This window comes from Hugenholtzia roseola DSM 9546, assembly GCF_000422585.1.
Lineage (GTDB): Bacteria > Bacteroidota > Bacteroidia > Cytophagales > Bernardetiaceae > Hugenholtzia > Hugenholtzia roseola.
Genome location: NZ_AUGI01000042.1, coordinates 38,314 through 60,599 on the forward strand (window position 1 = coordinate 38,314; position 22,286 = coordinate 60,599).

At 40.4% G+C, this 22,286-nt stretch carries 17 protein-coding genes; 6 read left to right on the top strand and 11 right to left on the bottom strand.

Going from position 1 to position 22,286, the window contains the following annotated elements; all coding sequences use genetic code 11:
* Positions 1-236: 236 nt before the first annotated feature.
* Entirely contained in the window at positions 237-1,901 is a 1,665-nt protein-coding gene (locus G500_RS0104870; RefSeq protein ID WP_027001772.1) for an AMP-binding protein, read from the top strand.
* Positions 1,902-2,359: 458 nt separating this feature from the next.
* Positions 2,360-2,779: a hypothetical protein gene (locus G500_RS22360; RefSeq protein WP_035756335.1), complete on the top strand. Its 420-nt coding sequence runs from the start codon at positions 2,360-2,362 to the stop codon at positions 2,777-2,779.
* Between the two features lie 16 nt (positions 2,780-2,795).
* Here the strand turns inward: G500_RS22360 and G500_RS0104890 are convergent, their stop codons facing one another.
* Entirely contained in the window at positions 2,796-3,278 is a 483-nt protein-coding gene (locus tag G500_RS0104890) for a hypothetical protein (protein WP_027001773.1), read from the bottom strand.
* A gap of 255 nt (positions 3,279-3,533) precedes the next feature.
* Between G500_RS0104890 and G500_RS0104895 the strand changes: the two genes are divergently transcribed.
* Positions 3,534-5,342 carry an LptF/LptG family permease gene (locus G500_RS0104895; protein ID WP_027001774.1) on the top strand — a complete coding sequence of 603 codons (1,809 nt, stop codon included), beginning with the start codon at positions 3,534-3,536 and terminating at the stop codon, positions 5,340-5,342.
* Positions 5,343-5,549: 207 nt separating this feature from the next.
* Here the strand turns inward: G500_RS0104895 and G500_RS0104900 are convergent, their stop codons facing one another.
* From G500_RS0104900 to G500_RS0104910, 3 genes are all read right to left on the bottom strand, one after another.
* Positions 5,550-7,607: an LTA synthase family protein gene (locus tag G500_RS0104900; protein WP_027001775.1), complete on the bottom strand. Its 2,058-nt coding sequence runs from the start codon at positions 7,605-7,607 to the stop codon at positions 5,550-5,552.
* A 242-nt stretch (positions 7,608-7,849) separates the two neighbouring features.
* The gene (locus G500_RS22365) at positions 7,850-8,833 is read right to left on the bottom strand and encodes a hypothetical protein (protein ID WP_051203288.1); all 984 of its coding nucleotides are present in this window, start codon (positions 8,831-8,833) and stop codon (positions 7,850-7,852) included.
* An 89-nt stretch (positions 8,834-8,922) separates the two neighbouring features.
* Complete coding sequence (locus G500_RS0104910; protein ID WP_154657019.1) at positions 8,923-10,005, bottom strand: DUF5074 domain-containing protein; 1,083 nt, start codon at positions 10,003-10,005, stop codon at positions 8,923-8,925.
* A gap of 207 nt (positions 10,006-10,212) precedes the next feature.
* On the opposite strand from G500_RS0104910, the gene G500_RS0104915 reads away from it, so the two are divergent.
* Entirely contained in the window at positions 10,213-10,956 is a 744-nt protein-coding gene (locus G500_RS0104915; RefSeq protein WP_027001777.1) for an SAM-dependent methyltransferase, read from the top strand.
* A 131-nt stretch (positions 10,957-11,087) separates the two neighbouring features.
* Positions 11,088-13,754 (top strand): type ISP restriction/modification enzyme, encoded by a 2,667-nt coding sequence (locus G500_RS0104925; RefSeq protein WP_027001778.1) that lies wholly within the window; start codon positions 11,088-11,090, stop codon positions 13,752-13,754.
* A 126-nt stretch (positions 13,755-13,880) separates the two neighbouring features.
* Here the strand turns inward: G500_RS0104925 and G500_RS0104935 are convergent, their stop codons facing one another.
* Both G500_RS0104935 and G500_RS0104945 read right to left on the bottom strand, forming a co-directional pair.
* Positions 13,881-15,359: a nicotinate phosphoribosyltransferase gene (locus tag G500_RS0104935; RefSeq protein WP_027001779.1), complete on the bottom strand. Its 1,479-nt coding sequence runs from the start codon at positions 15,357-15,359 to the stop codon at positions 13,881-13,883.
* Positions 15,360-15,601: 242 nt separating this feature from the next.
* Complete coding sequence (locus G500_RS0104945) at positions 15,602-16,408, bottom strand: DUF3050 domain-containing protein (RefSeq protein ID WP_035756338.1); 807 nt, start codon at positions 16,406-16,408, stop codon at positions 15,602-15,604.
* Positions 16,409-16,740: 332 nt separating this feature from the next.
* Here G500_RS0104945 and G500_RS0104960 point away from each other — a divergent pair, with 332 nt between their 5' ends.
* The gene (locus G500_RS0104960) at positions 16,741-18,573 is read left to right on the top strand and encodes a hypothetical protein (protein WP_027001781.1); all 1,833 of its coding nucleotides are present in this window, start codon (positions 16,741-16,743) and stop codon (positions 18,571-18,573) included.
* A gap of 5 nt (positions 18,574-18,578) precedes the next feature.
* Here the strand turns inward: G500_RS0104960 and G500_RS0104965 are convergent, their stop codons facing one another.
* The 5 genes from G500_RS0104965 to G500_RS0104985 form a co-directional block, all read right to left on the bottom strand.
* Entirely contained in the window at positions 18,579-19,016 is a 438-nt protein-coding gene (locus G500_RS0104965) for a hypothetical protein (RefSeq protein WP_027001782.1), read from the bottom strand.
* A 16-nt stretch (positions 19,017-19,032) separates the two neighbouring features.
* A complete protein-coding gene (locus G500_RS22370) occupies positions 19,033-19,383 on the bottom strand; it encodes a hypothetical protein (RefSeq protein ID WP_051203289.1) in 351 nt (116 codons plus the stop codon).
* Positions 19,384-19,493: 110 nt separating this feature from the next.
* Positions 19,494-20,513 carry a hypothetical protein gene (locus G500_RS0104975; RefSeq protein WP_027001783.1) on the bottom strand — a complete coding sequence of 340 codons (1,020 nt, stop codon included), beginning with the start codon at positions 20,511-20,513 and terminating at the stop codon, positions 19,494-19,496.
* Positions 20,514-20,533: 20 nt separating this feature from the next.
* Positions 20,534-21,307: a tRNA (adenosine(37)-N6)-threonylcarbamoyltransferase complex dimerization subunit type 1 TsaB gene (gene tsaB / locus G500_RS0104980; RefSeq protein WP_027001784.1), complete on the bottom strand. Its 774-nt coding sequence runs from the start codon at positions 21,305-21,307 to the stop codon at positions 20,534-20,536.
* Positions 21,308-21,519: 212 nt separating this feature from the next.
* The gene (locus tag G500_RS0104985) at positions 21,520-22,176 is read right to left on the bottom strand and encodes a peroxiredoxin (protein WP_027001785.1); all 657 of its coding nucleotides are present in this window, start codon (positions 22,174-22,176) and stop codon (positions 21,520-21,522) included.
* Positions 22,177-22,286 lie beyond the last annotated feature (110 nt).

Consider the following 22,286-nt stretch of genomic DNA (forward strand, 5'->3'; position numbering starts at 1 on the left):
TACAAAAAGCCTTGTATTTTCAAATTCTAAACGAAATAAAATTTGGCGAAACTTCCAAGCCTTTTCAAGCCGCTTAGGTTTCATACAAAGCTACAAAATGCCCTTTAAAAAGCAATCTTCAAAAATAAATTCGGCATGCCGAAAAAAAAGCGACAAAGATTTGCTTTTTTCCCAAAAATACGCCTATTTTAACCAAAGATTACACACACGACCAAACTTTACTCAAAATCTACACAATGGAGAAAATCTGGCTCAAATCGTACCCTGCGGGTGTGCCTGCCCAAATCAACCCCGACCATTATAGCTCGCTGCTCGAACTTTTCGAGGAGTGTATTCAGAAATTCGGAGCGCGTCCCGCCTACGAAAACTTAGGGGCAATCATTAGTTTCAACGATTTAGACAAGCTATCGGCGGCTTTTGCTGCCTATTTACAAAGACAAGGCTTGAAAAAAGGCGATAAGATAGCCGTTCAGATGCCAAACCTAATTCAATACCCTATTGCTATTTTTGGCGCAATGCGAGCAGGCTTAGTGGTAGTGAATACCAATCCGCTCTACACGCCCAAAGAGATGAAGCACCAATTTAACGATTCTGGCGCAAAAGCGATTGTTATTTTGGCGAATATGGCGAAAAATTTACAAGAAATTTTGCCACAAACGGGAATAGAAAAAGTCATCATTACCGAAGTTGCCGATATGGTCGGCGGCATCAAGGGCTGGTTTATGAACTTGGCAATTAAGCACCTCAAAAAAATGGTGCCGCCCTTTCACATTCCGCAGGCGGTAAGTTTTAAAGATGCCCTTGCAGAGGGGAAAAAATACAACTACCAAAGCCCTGACCTCAAAAGTTCGGACATCGCCTTTTTGCAATATACAGGCGGCACAACGGGCGTTTCGAAAGGTGCGATGCTTTCCCATCGCAATATTTTGGCAAATATGGCGCAGCTAATGGCTTGGACAGGTTTTAAAATCAACGAAGGAAACGAAGTAGGCATCACCGCGCTGCCTTTGTACCACATCTTTGCCCTTACCTTCAACTGCTTTGGCTTCCTCAAATATGGCGCAAAAAACGTCCTTATCACCAATCCGCGCGACATTCCTGCCTTTGTAGAAGAACTCAAAAGGCATCGCTTCTCTATTATCAGTGGCGTAAATACCCTTTTCAACGCACTTTTGAATAACCCCGACTTTAAAAGTTGCGACTTTTCCAATCTCAAAGTTTCGCTTGGTGGCGGCATGGCGGTGCAAGACATCGTGGCACAACGTTGGCAGCAAACCACAGGCTGCGCCCTGATTGAAGCCTACGGTCTAACCGAAACCTCGCCAGGGCTTACCGCTAATCCGCTCAATGGCAAGGAAAAAATCGGCTACATTGGCTTGCCCCTGCCCAGCACCGAAATCCGTATCGTCGATGATGCAGGCTTAGATGTACCCTTAGGCGAAAGAGGCGAAATTTGGGCAAAAGGAGCGCAAGTGATGCTCGGCTATTGGCAGAGACCCGAAGAAACGGCAAATGTAATGAGCGGCGAATGGTTCAAAACAGGCGACATCGGCGTGATGGACGAAGAGGGTTTTGTCAAGATTGTGGATAGGAAAAAAGAGATGATTTTGGTTTCAGGCTTCAATGTCTATCCGAATGAGGTAGAAAATGTTATCGCCTCGCACCCCAAAGTGTTGGAAGTAGGCGTTATCGGCGTGCCTGACGACAAATCGTCCGAAGCCGTCAAAGCCTTTATCGTCAAAAAAGATGAAAGCCTAACGGCAGAGGAAATCAAAGACTTTTGTAAGCAAAACATGACCGCCTACAAAGTGCCTAAACACGTCGAGTTTAGAACAGAACTGCCAAAATCAAACGTAGGCAAAATTTTAAGACGACTCCTCAAAGACACACCTGCACAATAAAAAAAGCGCGATTGTGTCTAAATCATAAAAATTGACTTTCTATAAGGCAGGGTTTGTAAGACTTCCCTTTTTCAGACGAAAAAATAGGATAGTGCTTGCAAGCCCTATCCTATTTTCTTTGATTTTTTTCAAATTTTCTTTCAAAGGTGTGGCGAAAAAATGCCGCCTTACGCCCTTGTCTTGCTCTTAAAATTCGTACCTTTGTCTGCATTGGAGGAAAAAGAAAGGAAAAAGTCTGTTTTCTATTCTAATCAACAAACCGACCTAAATACCCAGTAATGTTAAGTTCTGTAAAAAAGTCTTGTTTTGCCAAATTAGAAACGAAATGAAATTTGGACTTAAACCCTAAGGGTCTTGAAGACCCTTAGGGTTTGGGGCATAGGACAAGTCAATGCTTTGTCCCTACATTTGCGTCTGATTTTTAGAATTTAACATCACGCCCTAAATACCTGCTCGATATGTTTGGATTTATCAAATTACCAAAATACCGCCGCTTCGAATTTCAGCCACGCTATTACGACCCCGAAAAAGAGGCTCGCGAAAAAAGACTCATGGAACTCAAACACCAAAATCCCGAATTTTGGGACGAAGTGGCGCAAGAAACAACCGAAGGGGTAGCCAATTCCGATAACCGCCCCTCTGATTATACCCAAAATAGCAACCTAAGAGGTGCTTTCAGTGCCGCTCGTCAGGCTAAGAAAAAGCAAAAAGGCAGCCTTTTCGAAGGCGTGTTGCCGCTGGTCATGTTGGGCTTGATGGCACTTTCGCTCTGGGGGCTACTAACCGATAGTGCAGAAAATTTCTACCACTACACCGTCTTGTTGGGCGTTGGCTTTGTCGGATTTATTTGGCTTCGCGTCCGCAGCAGCCTCAAATAGCCGTCATTCCTTTGTTCTATTCGGAAAGGGCTTGCTTTTCGGCAATGATTTTGGCAGCCAATAGTTTGGCAGGCTCAAAGCCGTCTATTTTTGGGGTATAAAGTTCGCCTCGCTTTACCTTTTGATAAAGGTCGTCTTCGTCGTACATCAATTCTAAGGCGATATTGCCGATGTCGTGATTCGAGCTAAGTACAATTTCTGCCACTAAACCATTTCTGACCGCCGTAGGGAAATAATAATCGTGCAGCCAATCGAGAAAATCAACCTCTGCCCCTTCCAAAAAGCTATGGTCGGAAATCATTACCTTGATGTCTTTTTCTTGAAATAAATCTAATGAAAATTGGCAGGCATCAATCGCTTCGGGCGTGTCCATCATCAAATAGCCCTTCCAATAAGCGAAAATGGTATGGGGAATTTGGTGGCGCAGGTCGTAAATTTCGGTATGCTCATTCTGAAAAATGAGGTATTCTTTGAGTTGTGTTGATAAAGAATTGGGCATTTTGTTATGATTTTTTGAGGGTAAAACAAAAGGAAAGTAGGATTTGCGGCTATGCCTTCTACAAGTTTGGCAATTTAAGGTTTTTTGTTGAATCTTGATAAAAAGCCCGCCAAAATGTTTCGACTTAAATTCTGTTAAGCCTGCCGCTTGGATAGTGCCTATATGAAACGAATTTTGTAGTTTCGCACCATTATCGACGTTTTTCTGTTTTCAAGCCTTCGACTTGCGGCTGCTCTATTTTTGTTCTAAAAAAGTATGTTAAAAAAAGTAGATAAGTTAATTATAGATGCCTTTATCGGGCTATTTTTCCTAACCTTCTCGGTGGTGCTTTTTATCCTGCTGATGGTCTTTATGTCGAAATACATAGAAGATTTGATGGGAAAAGATTTAGGCTATGATGTTTTAGGACAAATACTATTTTATTTTTCCATGACCTTAGTGCCACAAGCCCTACCTTTGGCAATGTTGCTCTCCTCTCTGATGGCGTTTGGTAATTTGGGCGAACACAACGAACTAACGGCGATAAAGGGTATCGGCATTTCGCTTACGCGCGTATTGCGCTCGATAGGATTATTTGCCATTGTCCTTACTTTTGTAGCTTATCTTTTTAATAATTATATCGTTCCCGAAGTCAATCTCAAAGCCTATCGCCTACTCTATGATGCGCGTCAGAAAGAGCCGACCTTAGATTTTCCCGAAGGTGCATTTCACAATGGTATCCCCAATTGGAGCATTTATATCGGCAAAAAACACCCCGACGGCGAACACATCGAAGACATCTTTATTTACGACCACACGCGCAATTTAGGCAATACCGACCTTATCGCCGCACGCAAGGGCGTGATGCGCAATATCGGCAACAACCAATTTTTACAACTGCAAGTAGAAGATGGCTACCGCTTTTCCGAACAATATTCGCAAGATGGCAAAAAAGCCTTCGTCCGCGATAAGTTCGACAAGGCAGATTTTATGTTCGACTTGGCTTTTATGCAGATGGACGAAACGCCCGAAGACCTCTTTCACTCGAATCGCCTGACAATGAACATCAATCAACTGCAAAGTGAAGCCGACTCGTTACAAAGACAAGCCGATACCTTAGCCGCCGAATTTTCTTTGCGCAGCCATAGTTACTTCGATTATATCTTCAAATCCGAACAAAATAAAAAGGAAATTACTTTAGCCCAGCGCGATACCAGCAGTGCCGCCTTTGAATCGACCCAAATTGCCGACTCCATTCGCAAAGCACACCAAACCCAACAAGACACGCAGGCGCAACAAGCCCAAACCACAGAAATCAAGAAACCCAATAAAACAAGTGCCAAAATTAGCAGGGACTCACTTAAAAGACGCTTTTCTTTTCGTGATGGTAAAAAATTAAACCCTAAAAAGAATCAAATACAAAAGCAGACCCAAACAGACTCGACCAAAAGCACTGCCGCCCTTAGCCCTACCGATTTTGAAGCCATCAAAAACCAGAGTCTTTCCGAGCGTTTGGGCAAAAACACAAACAAAGACAGCGTCCGCCTCAAAGCCCCCGAAGCGATTTGGCTTGCGCCCGAACAAATTCCCGAAGGCTATACGCCCCTTTCGGTACAGTGGTCGGCTTTTGAGCGCAAAAATATGATAGAACGCGCACGCGATAGGGCAAAAAATATCCGCGCCTTTGCCACAAGCCAATATGAGCGCATCAATACCCTCAATCGCAATTCAAGACGCGCACTTTTGGAAAAAAACAAGCGTTACACCTACGCAATCGCCTGTTTTGCCATGTTCTTAATCGGTGCGCCTTTGGGTGCCATTATCAAAAAGGGCGGACTGGGCATGCCCGTTTTGGTATCGATTGGCTTTTTTATGCTTTTCTACGTCCTTAGCATTACAGGCGACAAGTGGGCGCGTGAGTCAGTCGTTTCTATCTGGTTTGGCTCTTGGATTGCCAATATCGTACTTTTCACTATCGGACTCATTTTCCTATTCCAAGCACGCAACGATTCGCGCCTCTTCGATACAGATGCCTACTTTGTATTTTGGGACAAGGTAAAAAGCAGGTGGAAAAAGAAATCGTAGAAAAAGAAATCGTAGAAAAAAATGTAACAAGAAAATAGTAAAAAATTTGGTACAAAAAAAGTAGGGCGAAGTTGGTACTTCGCCCTACTTTTTGTTTCAATCTAACTTCGGATAGGGCAATGTCTTGTCCCTACATCAGAAAACAGTTTATTTTAAAATTTGATACAAAATAAAATGTAGAAACAAGCGCGAAGCTGGAACTTCGCCCTACTTTTTGCTATAATCCGCCAAAAGATGCTGCAAATAGGCTTTTCCATAGTCCAAACTTTGATGTGGAAGCCCCCATTCCTGCGCCGTATCCTTGCCAAAAATCGCGCGTTTGGTTTTCGTATTTTTATCGTAAATAAATCCCGAATTTTGCCCTAACCAAGCAAAGCCCTCTTCGAAACCATAAAAAGCAAAGTGTGGAACATTAGGATTGAGTATATCCTGACTCCACTCATAACGGTAAGTGGGCAAATTCATCTGCGCCAAAAGCGTAGCAGCAAGGTCGGTTTGTGAAGCAATCGTGGGGCAAGCCTTACCACGCTTTTCCGCCTTCAAGACTTCTCCATAAAAGAGCAAAGGGATTTTATACTTTCCAAAATCGCGCGTGTCGGCGTAGTTTTTAGGGAAACGGTGTCCATGGTCGGCAACGAAAACAAAGAGCGTGTTGTCATACCAAGCCTCTTTTCGCGCCTGCTTCAAAAATTGACCAATGCTCCAATCGGTATAGGCAATCGCATTTGAAAACAAATCTACTTCGTTTTTGGCTGCCATAGGAGCTTCAAAATCGATGCCTTCGGGAATTTGATAAGGCTCATGACTGCTTAGTGTCAGAATTGAAAAGAAGAAAGGCGCGTTTTTTTTCTGATGCAAATGGTTTATTTCTTCAATAGATTTTTCGAAGGCAAAATGGTCGTGTGCGCCCCATTTGCTATTGAGCATAGTGGCTTCAAAATCGTCCACGTCTATGATTTTTTCGAAACCGCCCTGCTGCCAATAGGCTTTAAAGTTGAAATATTCTGATTCACCTGCATAAAGTATCGCGGTTTGGTAGCCTATTTGTGCCAAATCCTGCGCCAAAACGGGCAGTTTTTCCGCTTTGTGTGGCTCTTTGATGATAGAAGTGAGCGGCTGGGCAGGGTAGCCACTCAATATTCCAACAACGCCCTTATCGGTGCGGTCGCCTGTGGCATAGACCTTTGTAAAAAGCAAACCTTCCTGACAAAGTTGATTGAAGTGAGGCGTTAGATTGGGCTGCCCTCCCAAAGGTGCGATGACATCTGCCGTCCAACTTTCCAACATTACCAAAACAATGTTCGGACGCGGTGCAGCAAAGATAAAATCTGCCTCTGTTTTTTTGTATTGGGCAGGGTCTATGTCAGGGCTATGCGCTACACTTTTCGCCCTGCTCTGCCCCCCTTCGTAAGGTCTTTTGTAAAGTTGGCGGACAAGTTCTGCTGCCTTTTGCGGTTCGAAATACTGCTCTGCCACTTGTGCAGCGGCTTTTTTAGATTTTAAAACACTAAAAAGCAAGTTCCAATGCGTATTGATAGCCAAATGATTGAGCATAGGCAAGGTAGAATAATAGGCGGCACTCTGATTGATGGGCGCAAGCTGTACGCCCCCACGAATGGCTAAAAAGGTCAGGCTTCCTACCAATACAAATAGAAAAGGAACAAAAAAGGCTTCTTTTTTCTGGTAAAAATTAGCAAATGAAGCAAACCATAAGGGAGCAACTTTTCTTTTTTCACTGCCCTGCCCTGCCCTATTTTTAGAAGAAAATGCAAAAACAGAACTGCGCGTTTTGCCCACAATCCTACTATAACCCCAAAAGGCAAGCACCAAAAAAGTAGCCCACAAAACAAAACCGCTCACCATTTGCTCTACCTGCAAAGAGGCAACCATTTGAGTAGGATAGGCTAAAAACGAAACGGCATAGGCATTGAGTTTTGTACCCCAAGCGCGATAAAGCAAGATTTCACCAATTTGAATACTAACTAATAGCAAAATCAGAATATAATGATAAAATTTGTGTAGATACAAAAAAAACCTTTTTTGCCAGAAAAAATGTATAAAAGTATAAAGTGTAGGCAAAACAAGCAAATACCCTGTTGTGGAAAGGTCTAAGGCGAGGGCTTTGGGAAAGGCACGTAGCGTTTCTAAAAAAGGCGCGGTAGCGTATTTTTCCCAGTTGTATAACAAGAAGAAAAAACGTCCGAAGGCAAAGAAGGAAAGCCAATACAGCCAAAGCTGCATCAAAAAGAGAAGACGCACTTTCATGGGGAGCAAATATTTATTTTTTTGGACTGCTTAAGTATTTTGTATGCGCAAATTTACGGTTTTGTGAAATTTACGTTACAAAGCAGACGAAAAAAAAGCCCCTCGCCCCTACTCTTTTGCGTTTTTTAAGAATTGTTAGTATTTTTGAACGGTTTGTAAAATAGGTGAAAAAACTACCACAAGGCTTTTTCATAAAGCCATTTCAGCCATTTCAGAAACATTCCTTGCGCCTTTCAAACTTATTAAAAATTTCTTTTAAACGCCATAGAAACAACAAAACGCCGCCCCAAACCGTCGGGATTTGTTTCGCGCTGCAAAACTTTGGGCGCGTAGGCAAAAAGTCCACTCAAAGAGTAGCGCGTAGAAAAGCGATAGCCCACGCCTGAAAGGAAATTGCAGACCAAGCCTCTGCTGCCTTCCACCAAGCCATAATCTTCTGTGTTGGGCGTAAATCGCTGGTCTTGACTGAATCTATAAATAGCCAAAGCCCCTATGTAGGCATTGAAGCGTGAAAAACGAACACTGCGTTCAAGGCGCAACATCAAATCTTTGCCCCTTCGTAGGTGCAGGGCAGGCGGATAGAGGTCAGAAATGGGCTTGAGTGGGCTATCGCGCCAAGCTCCCCAAAAGAAGGCGTTTTCATTTTGGTTTAAAATCGGCATCTGAAAACCTGTAGCCAAGAGCCATTTTTTCGTCTGCAAGGCTGCTCCCAAGACCAAATCATACGTCCCCAAGCTGGTTTGGTAGTACATCGGTAAGGGTAATCCCTGCTCATTAGAAAGGCTCGCGCGGTTAGTCGGAATTTTTGTGCCTGCCGTCAGTTGGATTTGATAGGCTTCCTTTTGTAAGGCTAAATAAGTGAGGCTCAAAGAAAGGTCGCCAAAACCTTGCGTCGTACCCAAACGTCCGCTGTGAATTTCATAAGGGAGTTTGAATTGCCAAAGAAACTTTTTCCCCAAGCTAAAATTTGCTTCCACATTGGTAGCCCAAATATTGCCTTTGAAAACCGTCCTGCCATAATATTGGCTTATCTCCAAAGAGCGCAACTCGATTTTGTCCTTTTTCTGATACGCCTGATTCGGACGCATCGCCCCCATTGTGCAGAAACCTGCGTCGCTACAACCCTGCGCCTGCACTGCTGAAAAGGAAAAAGCACCGAAATAAAAGGCAAAAAAAATAGCGATTGAAAAAGTATGAAAGAAAGTAGAAAAAATAGACGTTTTCATGTTTTTGTTTTTGCTAAAATAATAATGACGAAATAGTAGTGATAAAACAGTAGTAATAAAATTTGACAAAAATGCTTTTGTTTGTCATTTTAGGGTTGAAAACAAAAATCCTGCGGTATTACCCCTACGGAATAACGCCCCAAAAGTTCGCCGCTCCTGCTATCATACTTCCAAACTAAGCCCTCCTGCACATAATCGAGCGCATCTGCAAGATACAAAAAAGGCTCTTTTGGGTGTGCCTCCAAATTATAGACCAAAGTAGCGGGCAGATTTTCTACCAAGACATTTTCCGTTAAATCGTTGATATTCAAAGAGATAAGATTCTGATTTTGTATATAAAAAAGTGTTTCCTGCTGCGCATCAATCGCCAACTGACTAACCCTATCTCCAGCCTCAAATTTTTTGATGGCGCGAATTTCAAAAGTCCTGCTATCGATGCACACCAATTCTGCCTGTCCGTTTTCACCTGCCAAAGCCCCCTTTGTGAGCAACCAAACCCGATTTTGTGCATCTTTTGCCCACCATTTAGCTCCCTTTCCTACCGTAAGAAATTTTATAGGCATATCATTTTCTGTTTCAAAAATTGCAATTTTATCTGCCTCATGCGCTCCTACCCAGACCTGCTCCCCTACTTGTAAGAGATTTTCCGTCCAAAAGCCTACTTCTATTGTTTTTAAAATTGCACCACTTTCCAAATCTATCACGTAAAAAAAGTTGCGAAAAATATTGGTCAGATATGCCTTTCGCGCATCAATAGGAAGTAGGAAACGGGGTGAAACGAAGCCTTCAAAAGTCGCAATTCTTTTGAATGTATTTGGCTCTACCACCTCTATTTTTTGAGAATTATTGACCACAACATAGCCCCTATTTTGATGCAAAACCATCGATTGGGCGACATTGCCGAGCAAATCACCTTGATTTGCTTTTGAAAAAATGTTGTTAAAAACTTTTTCTTCTTTATCATCTAAAAAAGAAACCGTCGCCACGCCCCAACCAAAATTCCCCTCACAAACGACAAAAACGCCCTTTTCATAACGCCCGCTCCCTGCATCAGGCTCGATAGGTTGAGGGGGCAAACTCTCCTCTATACAACTAAAAAGCAGCGTCAGCAGGAAAAAAGATGCCCAAGAAAACAAATTTGAAAGAGAAAAAGGATATTTTTTTTTCATCATAAGAAGATAATTTTATCGTTTTGTTTTGATTTTTTAATAATAAGATTCGAAAGAGCGCATTTGTTTTTTAGCCGCCTTTTTCTCTATCTTTGCCAAAGGTCTGGACTTCAAATCAAATCTCCTGCCTTCGAAAACGCATTTTGTTGAGAGAGCCTACGCTTCTTTTTCCAAAAATAGACTTCAAAGAAGGCAAAGTTACACAAATTTATGGTAAAACTCTATCTCATTCCGCTCCCCATTGCCGAAAATGAAAGCCTTGCTTCGTCAGAAACTACTTTTTTTGTAAGCCCTGAAATTAGGGAAAGCATTGAACAAACTTCTGTTTTTTTGGTAGAAAACTTACGTACCGCTCGCCGCTACATTCGTCGGGTTTGTCGTGAAAAAGAGATAGACACGCTTCATTTTTTTCAATTAGATAAAAATACTTCTTATCAAGATGTAGAGCAATTTTTTAAAATACTTTTTGAAAAGAATCCACAAGTAAGTCAAATTGGCGTAATGTCGGAAGCAGGCGTGCCTTGCATTGCCGACCCCGGTAATCTGGCTGTACGCTATGCACATGCCCAAAATTGGCTCGTGATGCCGCTTATTGGCGCATCTTCTCTCCTTTTAGGCTTGATGGCTTCGGGTTTGAACGGTCAGAAATTCGCCTTTCAGGGCTATCTGCCCATAGAAAGCGAGGCGCGAAAAAAAGAGTTGCAACGCCTTGAAAGTGAAAGTAAAAAGCAAAATCAAACGCAACTTTTTATAGAAACGCCCTATCGCAACGAAGCAATTTTTGAAGAATTGCTCAAAACCTTACAACCCAAAACTGACCTCTGTATCGCCGCCGACCTAACTTCGAAAAACGCCTACATCAAGACCCAAACGATTAAGCAGTGGCGCACAGCCGCCGAATCTAAGCCTAATTTGCACAAAAGACCCACGCTTTTCCTTTTTTTGGCACACTAAAAAAACTTTATTTTTTGATTGCGCCTACTTTTGAGCAAAAAAAGTAGGCGCAAAGGCTTGCTTTTCGTTTATCGTAAAAAAATCGTAATTTTGTGCAGGCAAGGCAATCTCTCTGACCACCAAACGACAATATGGCAACCGACAATCCATTTTTATTGGCGTTGAAACAACTGCAAAAGCTCCTCGAAATAGAGCTTTTACAAAATATCCAATTTAAACAAAAAATAGAATTTATTAAAAAAGAGTGGGAAATTGCGCCTAATATTGCATTAAAAGAAGATTATTTATTACATTATCTTGCCGACCACTTGCTTTTAGCCGAAGTATTGCAAATCTTATTTCCTTCTTTTTTTGAAAATCACTTTATTTTTAATACCTTAGAAGAACTTTCCGAAACCCTTTCCGAAGAAACGCGCTTTGCTACCCTTCTGCCGCTCAATAAAGAATGGCAAAACATCGAAATTTCGTATCAGCAAGCAAGTTGGAAAGAAAAACTTGACTTTTTTCAGCAGTTTTTAGCTAATATCTACGAACCCACCTCTGCCTTAGACCTAAAATGGGCGAACCTAACAGACTGGTTAGCAGAAGAATTTACTTTTTTTGATGAAGAACTTTTTTTGAATAACCAAAACAAAAAAGAAAAATACAATAAGTACATTTTAGATTTAAGTTTTTCAAAAGGCGATTTCTTTAAAAATATAGACTTTTTCAAACAAAGTTTTAGCCTCGAATTGCATCTGCCTACCTACTATTTTAGCCTTTTAAAACAACAAACGCAAACACAAGGACAAATATCCTTGCAAAACCCCTTGTTTTTTCCACAAATTAGTGGCAAAACTGAACTAAAATCGCAAGTTAGTTTTTTCCAAAACCCACTTTCACCACAAAAAAAACAACTTCGCAAAATCGGTGAATCGCCTATCACGCACCTTTTTCTAAAACTCCCTACCTGGACTCCAAGTGCTAAAATTCCCACGCGCATGGAACGGCGGCTACAACAAAAAATAGATAAATCGCCTTTTTTGCCCCAAAACTTACATTTTCTCTCTTGGCTACAATGGGCATTAGACCGCTTAGATTGGCGCGGCGGAGTCTTGTTTTTTCTTTCGGATAGGCAGTTTTTAGTAGAAAGTAGTTTCCTAAACTTACGCAAAAATTGGCAGAAAGAATTTCATAAAATCTATATTTTAGATTGGAAAGAAGAAGATATAGCATTAAGTATTTGGATAAAAAAAGAAATCAAAGATTTAACACAGAATAAAATCTTTTATCAGGCAATCGATACCTTTCCTGCCCCCCTTTCAGCCTTAGAATGGCAATCTTTACAGCCCGATAAGGCGCACTTGTGGCAGCCAACCCACCAGTTCGAATTTCCCTTAGTGCCTCTCTTTGGCACAGAAAAAGCCCTATTCAAACAAACTTTTGAACCCATTTTCGAGAAAAAAGAAACCCTAACGGCTTGGAATAGAAAAGATTTGGAAGTATTTTTTGAAAAAGAAATCTTGCAAAGTTCGCCACCTGCCACAACGCCCTCTCCCCCTACTGACGATTTTCTCACCCTTTGGGCGCAACAGAAAAAAGAAGCTGCGCCCGTCAAGGCTGCACAAAAGCCCTTAGTTGTGCCTTTTTTGGCTGCTCCCTTTGTGGCTAAATTTTGGAAAGCCGATAATGATTTTGTAGAAAATAAAAACTATCAAAAAGCTCTACTTTGGTTTCCTCAGTCGGGCAGTGTTTGGGCAATAGACAAGAGTGCCGTTTCTTCGCAATTTGCAGAAAAGGCTTTTTTTGAATTGCTCCCCTTCGATGATTTGAGCTTTTTCAACCTCAAAACTTACAATAAGATTAGAAATTATTATCTCAAACCAATACGCATAGAAGCCGAAACCCAACGTCAGAATTTTGCCGTTTTGCTCGATTTTGGTGAGTGGGAATACGTGCAGGTAGGGGCAGAATTGGCTCAAGCCCTGCGCCCTTTGGCGATTTGGGAAAATGATAGGGAACTTTACCGCTTAATACAAGAAAATTTAGAACAACCTTCGGAGAAATTTAGCAAAAAAATGCAGGCTTTAGCTAAAAATTTTGAAGAAGCAAAAAAGACTTTTCAAAGAATTGGTAAAAAAAGTATTAAAAATACCGAAGGGTATCAAATTTTTGAAGCCTACTTTAAAAATGCAGCCTTAGCCTTAGAAGCAATAGAAGATTATTTTGATAGAAAAGAAGCCGATTTATTGCAAGGGCGCGTGCAGGTTACGGCTCAAAATTTCACACCAGAGGCTCTTTTTTATTATATTTATGCAATTTTACACCTGATAAAAGAACCATTTATTCCGCTTCTTAAAAACTTTCCACAGTTGGAACAAGCAGGAAGACGGCTTTTTTTGCTTCATGCACAGGCAGAAAACGCCGCCGCATTTTCTTTGGAGCGCAAAGTGCGAGATGAAAGAAGTGAGAAATTTGTCTTTAAGGTTGAAAAAGAAAAACAAAAAATTTGGATAGATAAAAGTTTGATTTTAGAAAATATACCATTTGAGCTTTTTAATTGGACAATCGGAAATAGCAAAGTCATAGATTTATTTTTTCAAAGCTATAAAAGTATCAAAAAAGATATAGACGATTCTCACCCTGAATTTTTGTTATACAGAGAAAGAATTGTACAAAATTTAGAACAAATGGCAGCTTCTGCACTGCAAACGGCAAAGATTTTGCGTTTTTTATATAAAAACATAGAAGAAATAGAACTTTTAAAAAACTATTTTCCAACTATGTCCCAAATTCAAAACGGTTCGAGTTTAGAGTAAAAATATAAGAAAAGTGTGGTTTGGAAAAGGCTATTTAGAAAAAAAATATTCAAAGTCCTTGAAAATCAAGCCTTTAAAAAAGAATCTTCCCAAAATAGCCTTTTGAAACAAGAGGCGAAAATACGGCTACGAAAGCGTCTTTTTTTCGCGTTGTTCCATAATAAGTTGTGTTTTTAATTCAAAAAGTTGTTTTTCAAGCCCCACAGGATAGGCGTGTGGATTCGTGAAACGAGTAATGCTTCGGTGTAGGGTCTGAAACTGTTCCTGCACATATTTTCGCGTCTGTTCGAGCGTTTTTTTCTGATACTGCAAGATGCCCCCTCTAAAAATAGGCTCTAAAAGTTCAATAAAAGTAGCTTCTTTTGGAATCATTTTGCGGCGCGTCATATCCAAAGGGTCTATGATGAGATTTTGCACCTGCTCAATTTGCTGCTCATCATAAATCATATCCGAAATTGCTTCGCCATTGAGGTAAAAACGGCGCACCTGCTGCACCCCCGGATTTGAAATTTTGATAGCCTGCTCGGAAAGTTTGATTCGGTACGCCCATTCGCCCTTTTCATCTTCAATCGCCGCCAATTTATACACGCCACCAAGCGCAGGTTGGTCGTAAGCCGTAACCAATTTTGTACCCACTCCCCAAACACTCACCTTTGCATCTTGCTGTTTTAAACTATTGATAATATGCTCATCTAAATCATTACTTGCTACAATTTCTGTACTTTCAAAGCCTGCTGCATCTAAAAGTTTGCGTGCCTCGATGCTCAAATACGCAAGGTCGCCAGAATCCAGACGGATTCCTGCCAACTGATGCCCTCTTGCTTTGAGGCTTTTTCCCACTTCAATCGCATTTTTTACCCCTTCGAGCGTATCGTAGGTATCCACTAAAAAGACACAATTATTGGGCATCGCTTCGGCGTAGGCTTCAAAAGCCGCTTTTTCATCGCCAAAAGACATGACCCAACTATGCGCATGCGTGCCTTTGAGCGGTATTCCAAAAAGCCGCCCCGCCAAAACATTCGAAGTAGCCGCACAGCCGCCGATATAAGCCGCCCTTGACGCTGCCAAGCCGCCATCAATGCCTTGCGCACGTCGCAATCCAAACTCTAAAACAGGTTCGCCTTGCGCTGCCAAACAAACTCTTGATGCTTTTGTCGCAATAAGAGTTTGAAAATTTATCATATTTAAAAGTGGTGTTTCCAATAACTGACACTGCACCAAACCGCCACGCACGCGCACTAAGGGTTCGTTGGGAAAAACCAGCGTTCCTTCTTTTACGGCATCAATATCACAATCAAATTTCATAGCTTGCAAATACGCCAGAAAGCCCGACTCAAAAAGCGGTTTGCCATCATTGCCATCTAAGGCAGCCAAATAAGCCACATCTTCGGCACTAATTTCAAAATTTTCCATAAAATCTATAGCATAATCCAAACCACAAGCAATCGCATAGCCCCCTTGAAAGGGATTTTTGCGAAAATAAAGGTTAAAAACAGCCTTCTTGTCTGCCATGCCCGATTTCCAATAGCCATACGCCATCGTAAGTTGGTACAAATCAGTCAAAAGGGTTAGGTTGCTACTGTATAGTTGTTGTGTAATTTTCATAAAAATCAATTTATTGTTATCAAAACTAAATAAATTTGTAAAAAGATATGGTTTTTGCTGGTGGCAAAATCCTAAAATGCCCCCTCTGGGCAAAGGCAGCGAGCTAAATATTGCCAAATTTTGCTAAAAATACAAAATTTGGCAATGAAAAAGCACATCTCGCCCGACAAAAAAGTGAGCCTATGCCTTTGAATGGTGAAGGCACAAACTTTGTTGAATTTTCTATAAAAAATTAAGTTTTATTAGATTGATACAACTGCTACTTTTTTCGCACCGATTTGCGCCTCTACTCCGTCCCAAAGTTGGCGGCGCAATCGTAGGGCTTTCACAACCGCCGCCTCTGCCTCTGCCCATTTTTGAGCGTCATCAGCACAAAGTTCCGCAGTCATGGCTAAGGCTAAATGGCTATGATGGTCGCCATCTACCTCGATATGTCGCTCTAAATAATATTTAAAAATAGAAACTGTATCATTAAATTTTTCGTCTAAATCTTTTACAATATTCAAAAACATAGTTGGAATTAAATCCTCCCTTCCAAAAGTAAAGACCGCTGCTTGCAGGTAGCTTTTTTTACTATTTATTACTTCAAAAGTATAAGTTACAAACTGACGAACCGAGGCAGGAATCTCTACCATTTGCAGTGCCACCTCTGTACTTTTGCCTGCTTTAAGAAGTTCTAAAAACTGCAAAATCGGCTTTGTATCTGCCCCAATTTGTGTCATGGCTTGCAAATATAGCTCAAAATGGCTCAAAACATTGCCTTCTGCATCTGTATCCGACTCCTCGCCCAAGACAATTTCATTGATAAGGGCGCGAGTAGAAGGGCTGCCTTTGGGTATCCAAGGAACTTCCACACAGGTAAGCTCACGTTGCAAACCTTTTAGAAGCGACATAAAATCCCAAACGGCAAAGACATGCGATTGCATAAAAAGTTTTAAATCTTCAATATTTTTTATTTTTTTATACAAATCGTGATGCGCAATTTCGGCGCAAATAGGCGCGATTTTGTTTTGTATAGAAACTAAATAAGGGTTATTTTGAATATCCATTTGGTTTTCTTTTTTGTATAAAAATCGACAAATAGGAAGTTTAGCAGGCAGCGAGGAAGCAGCACGGAACAGTCCCTCAAAGATAACACATTGTCTTGCTTTTGGTTAGGCAAAAATGATTTTTATGCTACAAAAGATAAAAATTCGCGCTTATTTTTTCAAAAGCCTATCTTTATTTTTTGAGATACGGCGCAGAGTCTTTATCTTTAAGGTCGAATTGAATCAAGGAATTTCAGGCTGACAAAAATGAAAAATCAGCCAAAAACTTACTTCAAAAATCTAATCCTTCGCCCTCCTCTTTTTATAGAACTCTACCTAAAATTTTACTCAAAATGACGCAGCTTTCTTCTCTTCCCCTATTGTACCTTTTTTTTGCGGATAGCTTTTGGAGTGCCACAACCGTTGTAGATGGGGAGGTCAATTTTCTCGAAATAGAAGGACGCACACTTTTCCCGCTCTCTTTTTTGGCACAAGGTACAGTTATAGAAGCGCGTTTTCCCCATCAGATAGAAGATTTTGAAAAAGGATCAAGTGTTTTTTATGATGATTTTTTTATCAATATTGCAAAAAAGGTATCTTTTCAGGTATTAAGCCGCCAATTTCCCTATGCGCATTTACTAAAAACAGATTTGGCGCAAATCAAGCAGCAATATTTACAAAAATACGGACAAATAGACCAAATTCCTATCCAGATTTTATCTCATGTTTCATTAGATAAATTTCCACAAGATTTTTTTAATTTTTTAACAGAAAACAATTTTGACCAAGCCAACAGAGAGCCACAAATAGCCCTTCGCTATCTGCCCAAAGGCGCGTCCTATCAACCTTATGCCGTATTAGAAGCCTTAGAAAAAAAAGAAAAAGAGGCGATATTCTTACATTATTTTACGCCCCATTCCTACGAAAAAATACCACTGCAAAATTCGCTCACGACGATAGAAAGCCTAACAACAGAGATGTTGGAACATTTGCAGCGGCTCAATGCACAAACCCCTATTGCGCAGCTCTATTTAGTGGGCGATAACTTAAAAAAGCAGCCCTATTTATATGAAAGTTTAAATCAGAACTTAGAAAGTGATAAATTTTCTTTTTTAAATACAAGAGAAATGATTTCGCTACAAGTGTCTAATTTGGCAGCAGAAGCAGCTACCCAACAGGCTTTTATTCCTTCGCCTTTTGAAGGTGGAAACGAAACAGAAAATCATACAAAAGAAGAAATAGAAAAAACGTCTTTTTCCTTTTCTGAAAATCGTGCTTTTTTTAGTTTAGATTGGGAAAAGATGGCTTCTCAAATTGTTCAATTTGAAAATAAAATACTGCAAAAATCCTATCAAAAGGCACTCCAAACGCATAATTGGCTGCACCAAGAAGTCCTGCCTTATTTAAAGACGCAAGAGTTTGAAATTTTAGAAAACTATGATTTTGTAAAATATTATATTTCCGAACACTACTACGCCAATTCTACACTTTCAGATAGCGAATATCAAGAATTACAGTCGCATCTTCAACAATGGGAAATAGAAACGGCTGATGTGGAGGCAGCATTGCAAAGTTTAAACATTAAATTTCCTAATAGTCATAAAAAATCGACGGCAGATGAAAGCAAAAACAAGTCCCTTTCTCCTGCTTCAGACGCAAATAATCTTGATAAGAATAGTGAAGATGAAAAAGTTGGTACTAAAAAAACATCAAAAAGTTTAATTTGGATTGTGCTTTCAGGGGTTATTTTTCTTGCGATTGCCTTAGGGGGTTTTTGGATATGGAAAAAATACCAACCTACTGAAAATACTGAAATATTGCAAAACCAAACATCAGACCAACAAATTACCCAAAATACATCAGAAGAAGATATAGTTTGGGAACAGTCTTTGGTCGGTACTTATCAAGGAAAAGCATACAATCGCCTCACCAATGAGCTATCTTTTGTACGGCTTAACATTTTGAAAGTAGAAAGTGCCAACAATGGCAAAATGAATTGTACTTTTACAATAGAAAATAGCACGCCACAAAAAGGCGAAATTAGCATTTCCGACCGCACCATTTCATTTTTATTAGAACCAGCAAATCGCTATGAGTTGGGGGTCTATCAGGTGAGTGAGGCAACGGGGCGTATTTCGCTTAAATCTTTGGCACATGCCGAATCTATTTTAGAAAAGCTCAAATAAGTGCTTTATTTGATAAATAACTTCTCAATTCTAACCATCGGACCGGGGCATTGGCTTTGATGACATTGCAAGCAACTTTGCACTAAGGCATTGTAGTTTTTAAGCAACTCTTCATCATTTTTCGGATTTTGATACATTTTGTCTAAGCGTTCTAAAAACATATCGCTCATGGCTTGATAGACAGGAGTAGCAATTTTACCTGCCTCGGTAGGCGTAGCCGTTTTGATTTTAACAAAAGAACTACGCACATCATCAAAGCTTTTTTGGGCAACAATTTGCTGTTTCATCTTATCAGTATCGTCCCACATTTGGCGCATGAGCAATGCCAACTCACTACTTTCGTTTGGGTAGCGGCTTGCAGTTTTCTGACTTTGACAAGCCCAAAGAAGGCTTCCGCAAAATAAAAAAGCGGAAAAAGCTAAGAATAAGTTATTTTTTTTCATTTTTAGAAAAATAGAGTTATGTTTTTTCTTGATAAATTTGAATGACGATTCCGCCAAAACGCATTACTTCTGCCCAACAGCGCACGCCTTTGACGTAACAAAAACGGCTTTTGTAGTACTCTTTGCCCTGACTATCAGGATAATAACCTGTAAAACCCAGAAGCGCGTCTTCATAAAAAACCAAACGACGACCGCTATTATCTGTAATTTGCCCAACACAAACGGGACAGACCGCCAAAGGATAACGCGCTTCGTATCGCAAAGCCTCCTCTCTTTTACAAAGCGGACAAGCTACTAATTGATAGCTTTCGGGCGGCGAAGGAATTTCCACTTTTGAAGGTTCGTTAGGTTCATCTATATTTTGCATTAATTTTGTATTATTTTAAAGACCAATAATCAGGAAGAGCCTTATTATCAGGCAAAACAAAGATACAAAAGTTTGACAAAATATCAAAAATAGGCAGTTTTGTTGAGGGTTTAAAATAAAAGACGTAGGCTCTCTTTTAGTAATTGTGCCATATTCTGACACTTTAAAAAGATAGGCTTCTGATAGTAGGCGGCTAATTCTTCGCGTAAGGTTTGCACTTTTTCAGGCGTAGAAAGGCTATCGAGGTTCATGACGCGAAGCAAATCTTGAACAGAACCATAAGAGGCTTTGATGCGCTGCGCTATCATGGCGCGTTCCTCACGCTGATATTGGCGCGTGGTTTCGGGGGTCATGGTGCGCAAACCGATTTCGATAATTGGATTGTTTTCTTTAAAATATTTGGGCATATAAACAGAACGTTTGCCCTCATAACTTTGCTGGTCGAAGTCGATGGCACGCAAGCGAAAATGCGATTCTTCGAAGTCAGGTGTAATGACGACAACAAAATTATTGGCATGCATATCCCCCAAAAGCCGCACAAAACAACGCTCGTTGAACTTGACAAACTCTTTTGCCAAACGAATTTCATCAAAACGCCGAATTTGGTCTAATTGATAACGCATAAACTCATGAGCAGGCACACCGATAATATGTTCTTCTATAAGCGTCTGATTATCAACGACATAACTAATGCGATTGGGAGAAAGCAAGTCTTCCCATTCCAAACCATAGACCCTTGAAGCGTCAGCTTTTTTTATATAAAAATAATCAAAATTATCATTTATATTATTTACAATACGGACGCGAAAAGGCTGCGTATTGCCATAAGTGCAGAGGTCTATCCTATCCACATAGAGGTGCTGCATGACGGAAAGGTCGCCATCAGACTTTAAAATAGCATAAATTTTCTTTAATCCTTCATATAATAATGTCATATCAGAAGGACTGTAAAAGACCGTAACCCAAAGTGTATCTTCGCCTTTTTGGTTGTAGAGTGGAATCGCGTTGGTATAACGGGTTAAATCTTCATAGCCGATAGGCAAACTAATTTCGCGATTGTATTTTTTTAGAAAAGACCTTAGTGTTTGACTAATGGCAATAATTTTCTTTTTTTCTTTTATGAGCGTCATTTTGAGATAGAAAACAGGTTTTACAATAGTTTTTTAGTAGAAATAGTTGCCATAAAATCTTTGAGATAAAAAGGCTCGAAGTAGGCGAGGTCTTCAAATTGTTGCTTCTGATATGCCTGCGCCGCAATTTTACCAACGGTTTTAGCCGAAGTAGTCAGCGGTAGAAAAAAAATACGCGCCTGCTCTGGGGCATAAAGTGGGCGTGCTTTTTCTGCTCCTTTTCCAATAAGATATATTTTTTGGTACTTTTCTAAAAGCAAATCAAAGGTAGTGGGGTCTAAAATTTGGGCAGAGGGGGGAGCTATTTCCTTTAAAAGATAACTTTTTGGCATTTTGGTTATGTTGTCAGTTTCTAAATTTTGGGCTGATTCGGCTTCGAAAAAAGCCTGAAAGACCTCCATACGGCGTGCATCAATCATCGGCACAAGCAGCGCGTCTGTATTTTTTTGAAGGCACAAAGGCGAAAGCGACTCCAAAGTTTGAAGCCCCTGCAAGGCTAAAGCCGCTAAGGTGGAAACGCCAATCAGTGGCACATCAAGCGCGAAACAAAGCCCTTTGGCAGTAGCCACGCCAATGCGCAAGCCTGTGTAAGAGCCTGTTCCTTTTGAAACGGCAATGGCGGATAAGTCTTTGAAAATCAGGTTATTCGCTTTCAAAAGGGCGGCAATCATCTCGGTCAGCTTTTCGGCATGTACCTGTTTTTGGTGTATTTCTTGTAAGGCTATTAAATTACCTTCTGCATCATGCAGGGCAATCGAGCAGACCGAAGTTGCCGTTTCGAGGCTAAGAATCATACTTTAAATTTTATTTTTGAAAAGAATAAATTTTTAGTAAAGTAACAGAACTTTATATCACAATACTAAGTTTTGTGCAAATTTTTATATCTTAAATTTGACATAAAATAGAATTTGAATTAAGTTCTATTTTAGGCATGAAAACACAACCTTACTTCAGGTAAAATAAGGACAAGGCGGTGCCTTGTCCCTACCAATCTACTTTTCTATGTTTAAATAGATTTTTTAGCCAAATAAAAATCTACTTTTTCACAAGAAGTATCGGCAATACGCGCCTCCATTTCAGCCAAAGTCTTAGGCGGTGGCACAATTACCTTATCGCCTTTGCGCCAATTTAAAGGCATCGCCACTTTGTGTGTATCAGCAAATTGTAAGGCTTCCAAAACGCGCAAGATTTCGTCCATGTTTCTGCCTACATTGAGCGGATAATACATAATAAGGCGAATTTTTTTCGCAGGGTCGATGAAAAAGACAGCTCTGACGGCGGCAGTTTCGCTTTCGTTGGGTTGTAACATGCCGTATAATTTAGAAACTTTCATATCAATATCTGCAATGATAGGAAAGTTTAGATACACACCTGTTTTTTCACGCACATTATTGACCCAAGCCAAATGCGAATGAATACTATCGATGCTAAGTCCGATAAGGTCGGTATTGAGTGCCGCAAATTTTTCCTGATTGAGGGCAAAACCGCTCATTTCTGTTGTGCAGACGGGGGTGAAATCGGCAGGGTGCGAAAACATCACAACCCACTTATCCTTAGCAAAATCTGAAAACTTGATTTTGCCTATGGTCGTAACTGCCTCAAAATCAGGCGCAATATCGCCAATGCGAGGCATAAAGTTGGCTTCTTTGTTGAGATTTTCCATCGATACAAAGTGAGTTTATAAATATGAAAGTATGTTTATTTGTCTATATCACACAAAAGTACAACGAGTTTGGCTATCAACCAAACTGATATTTTCTATAAGCATATAGA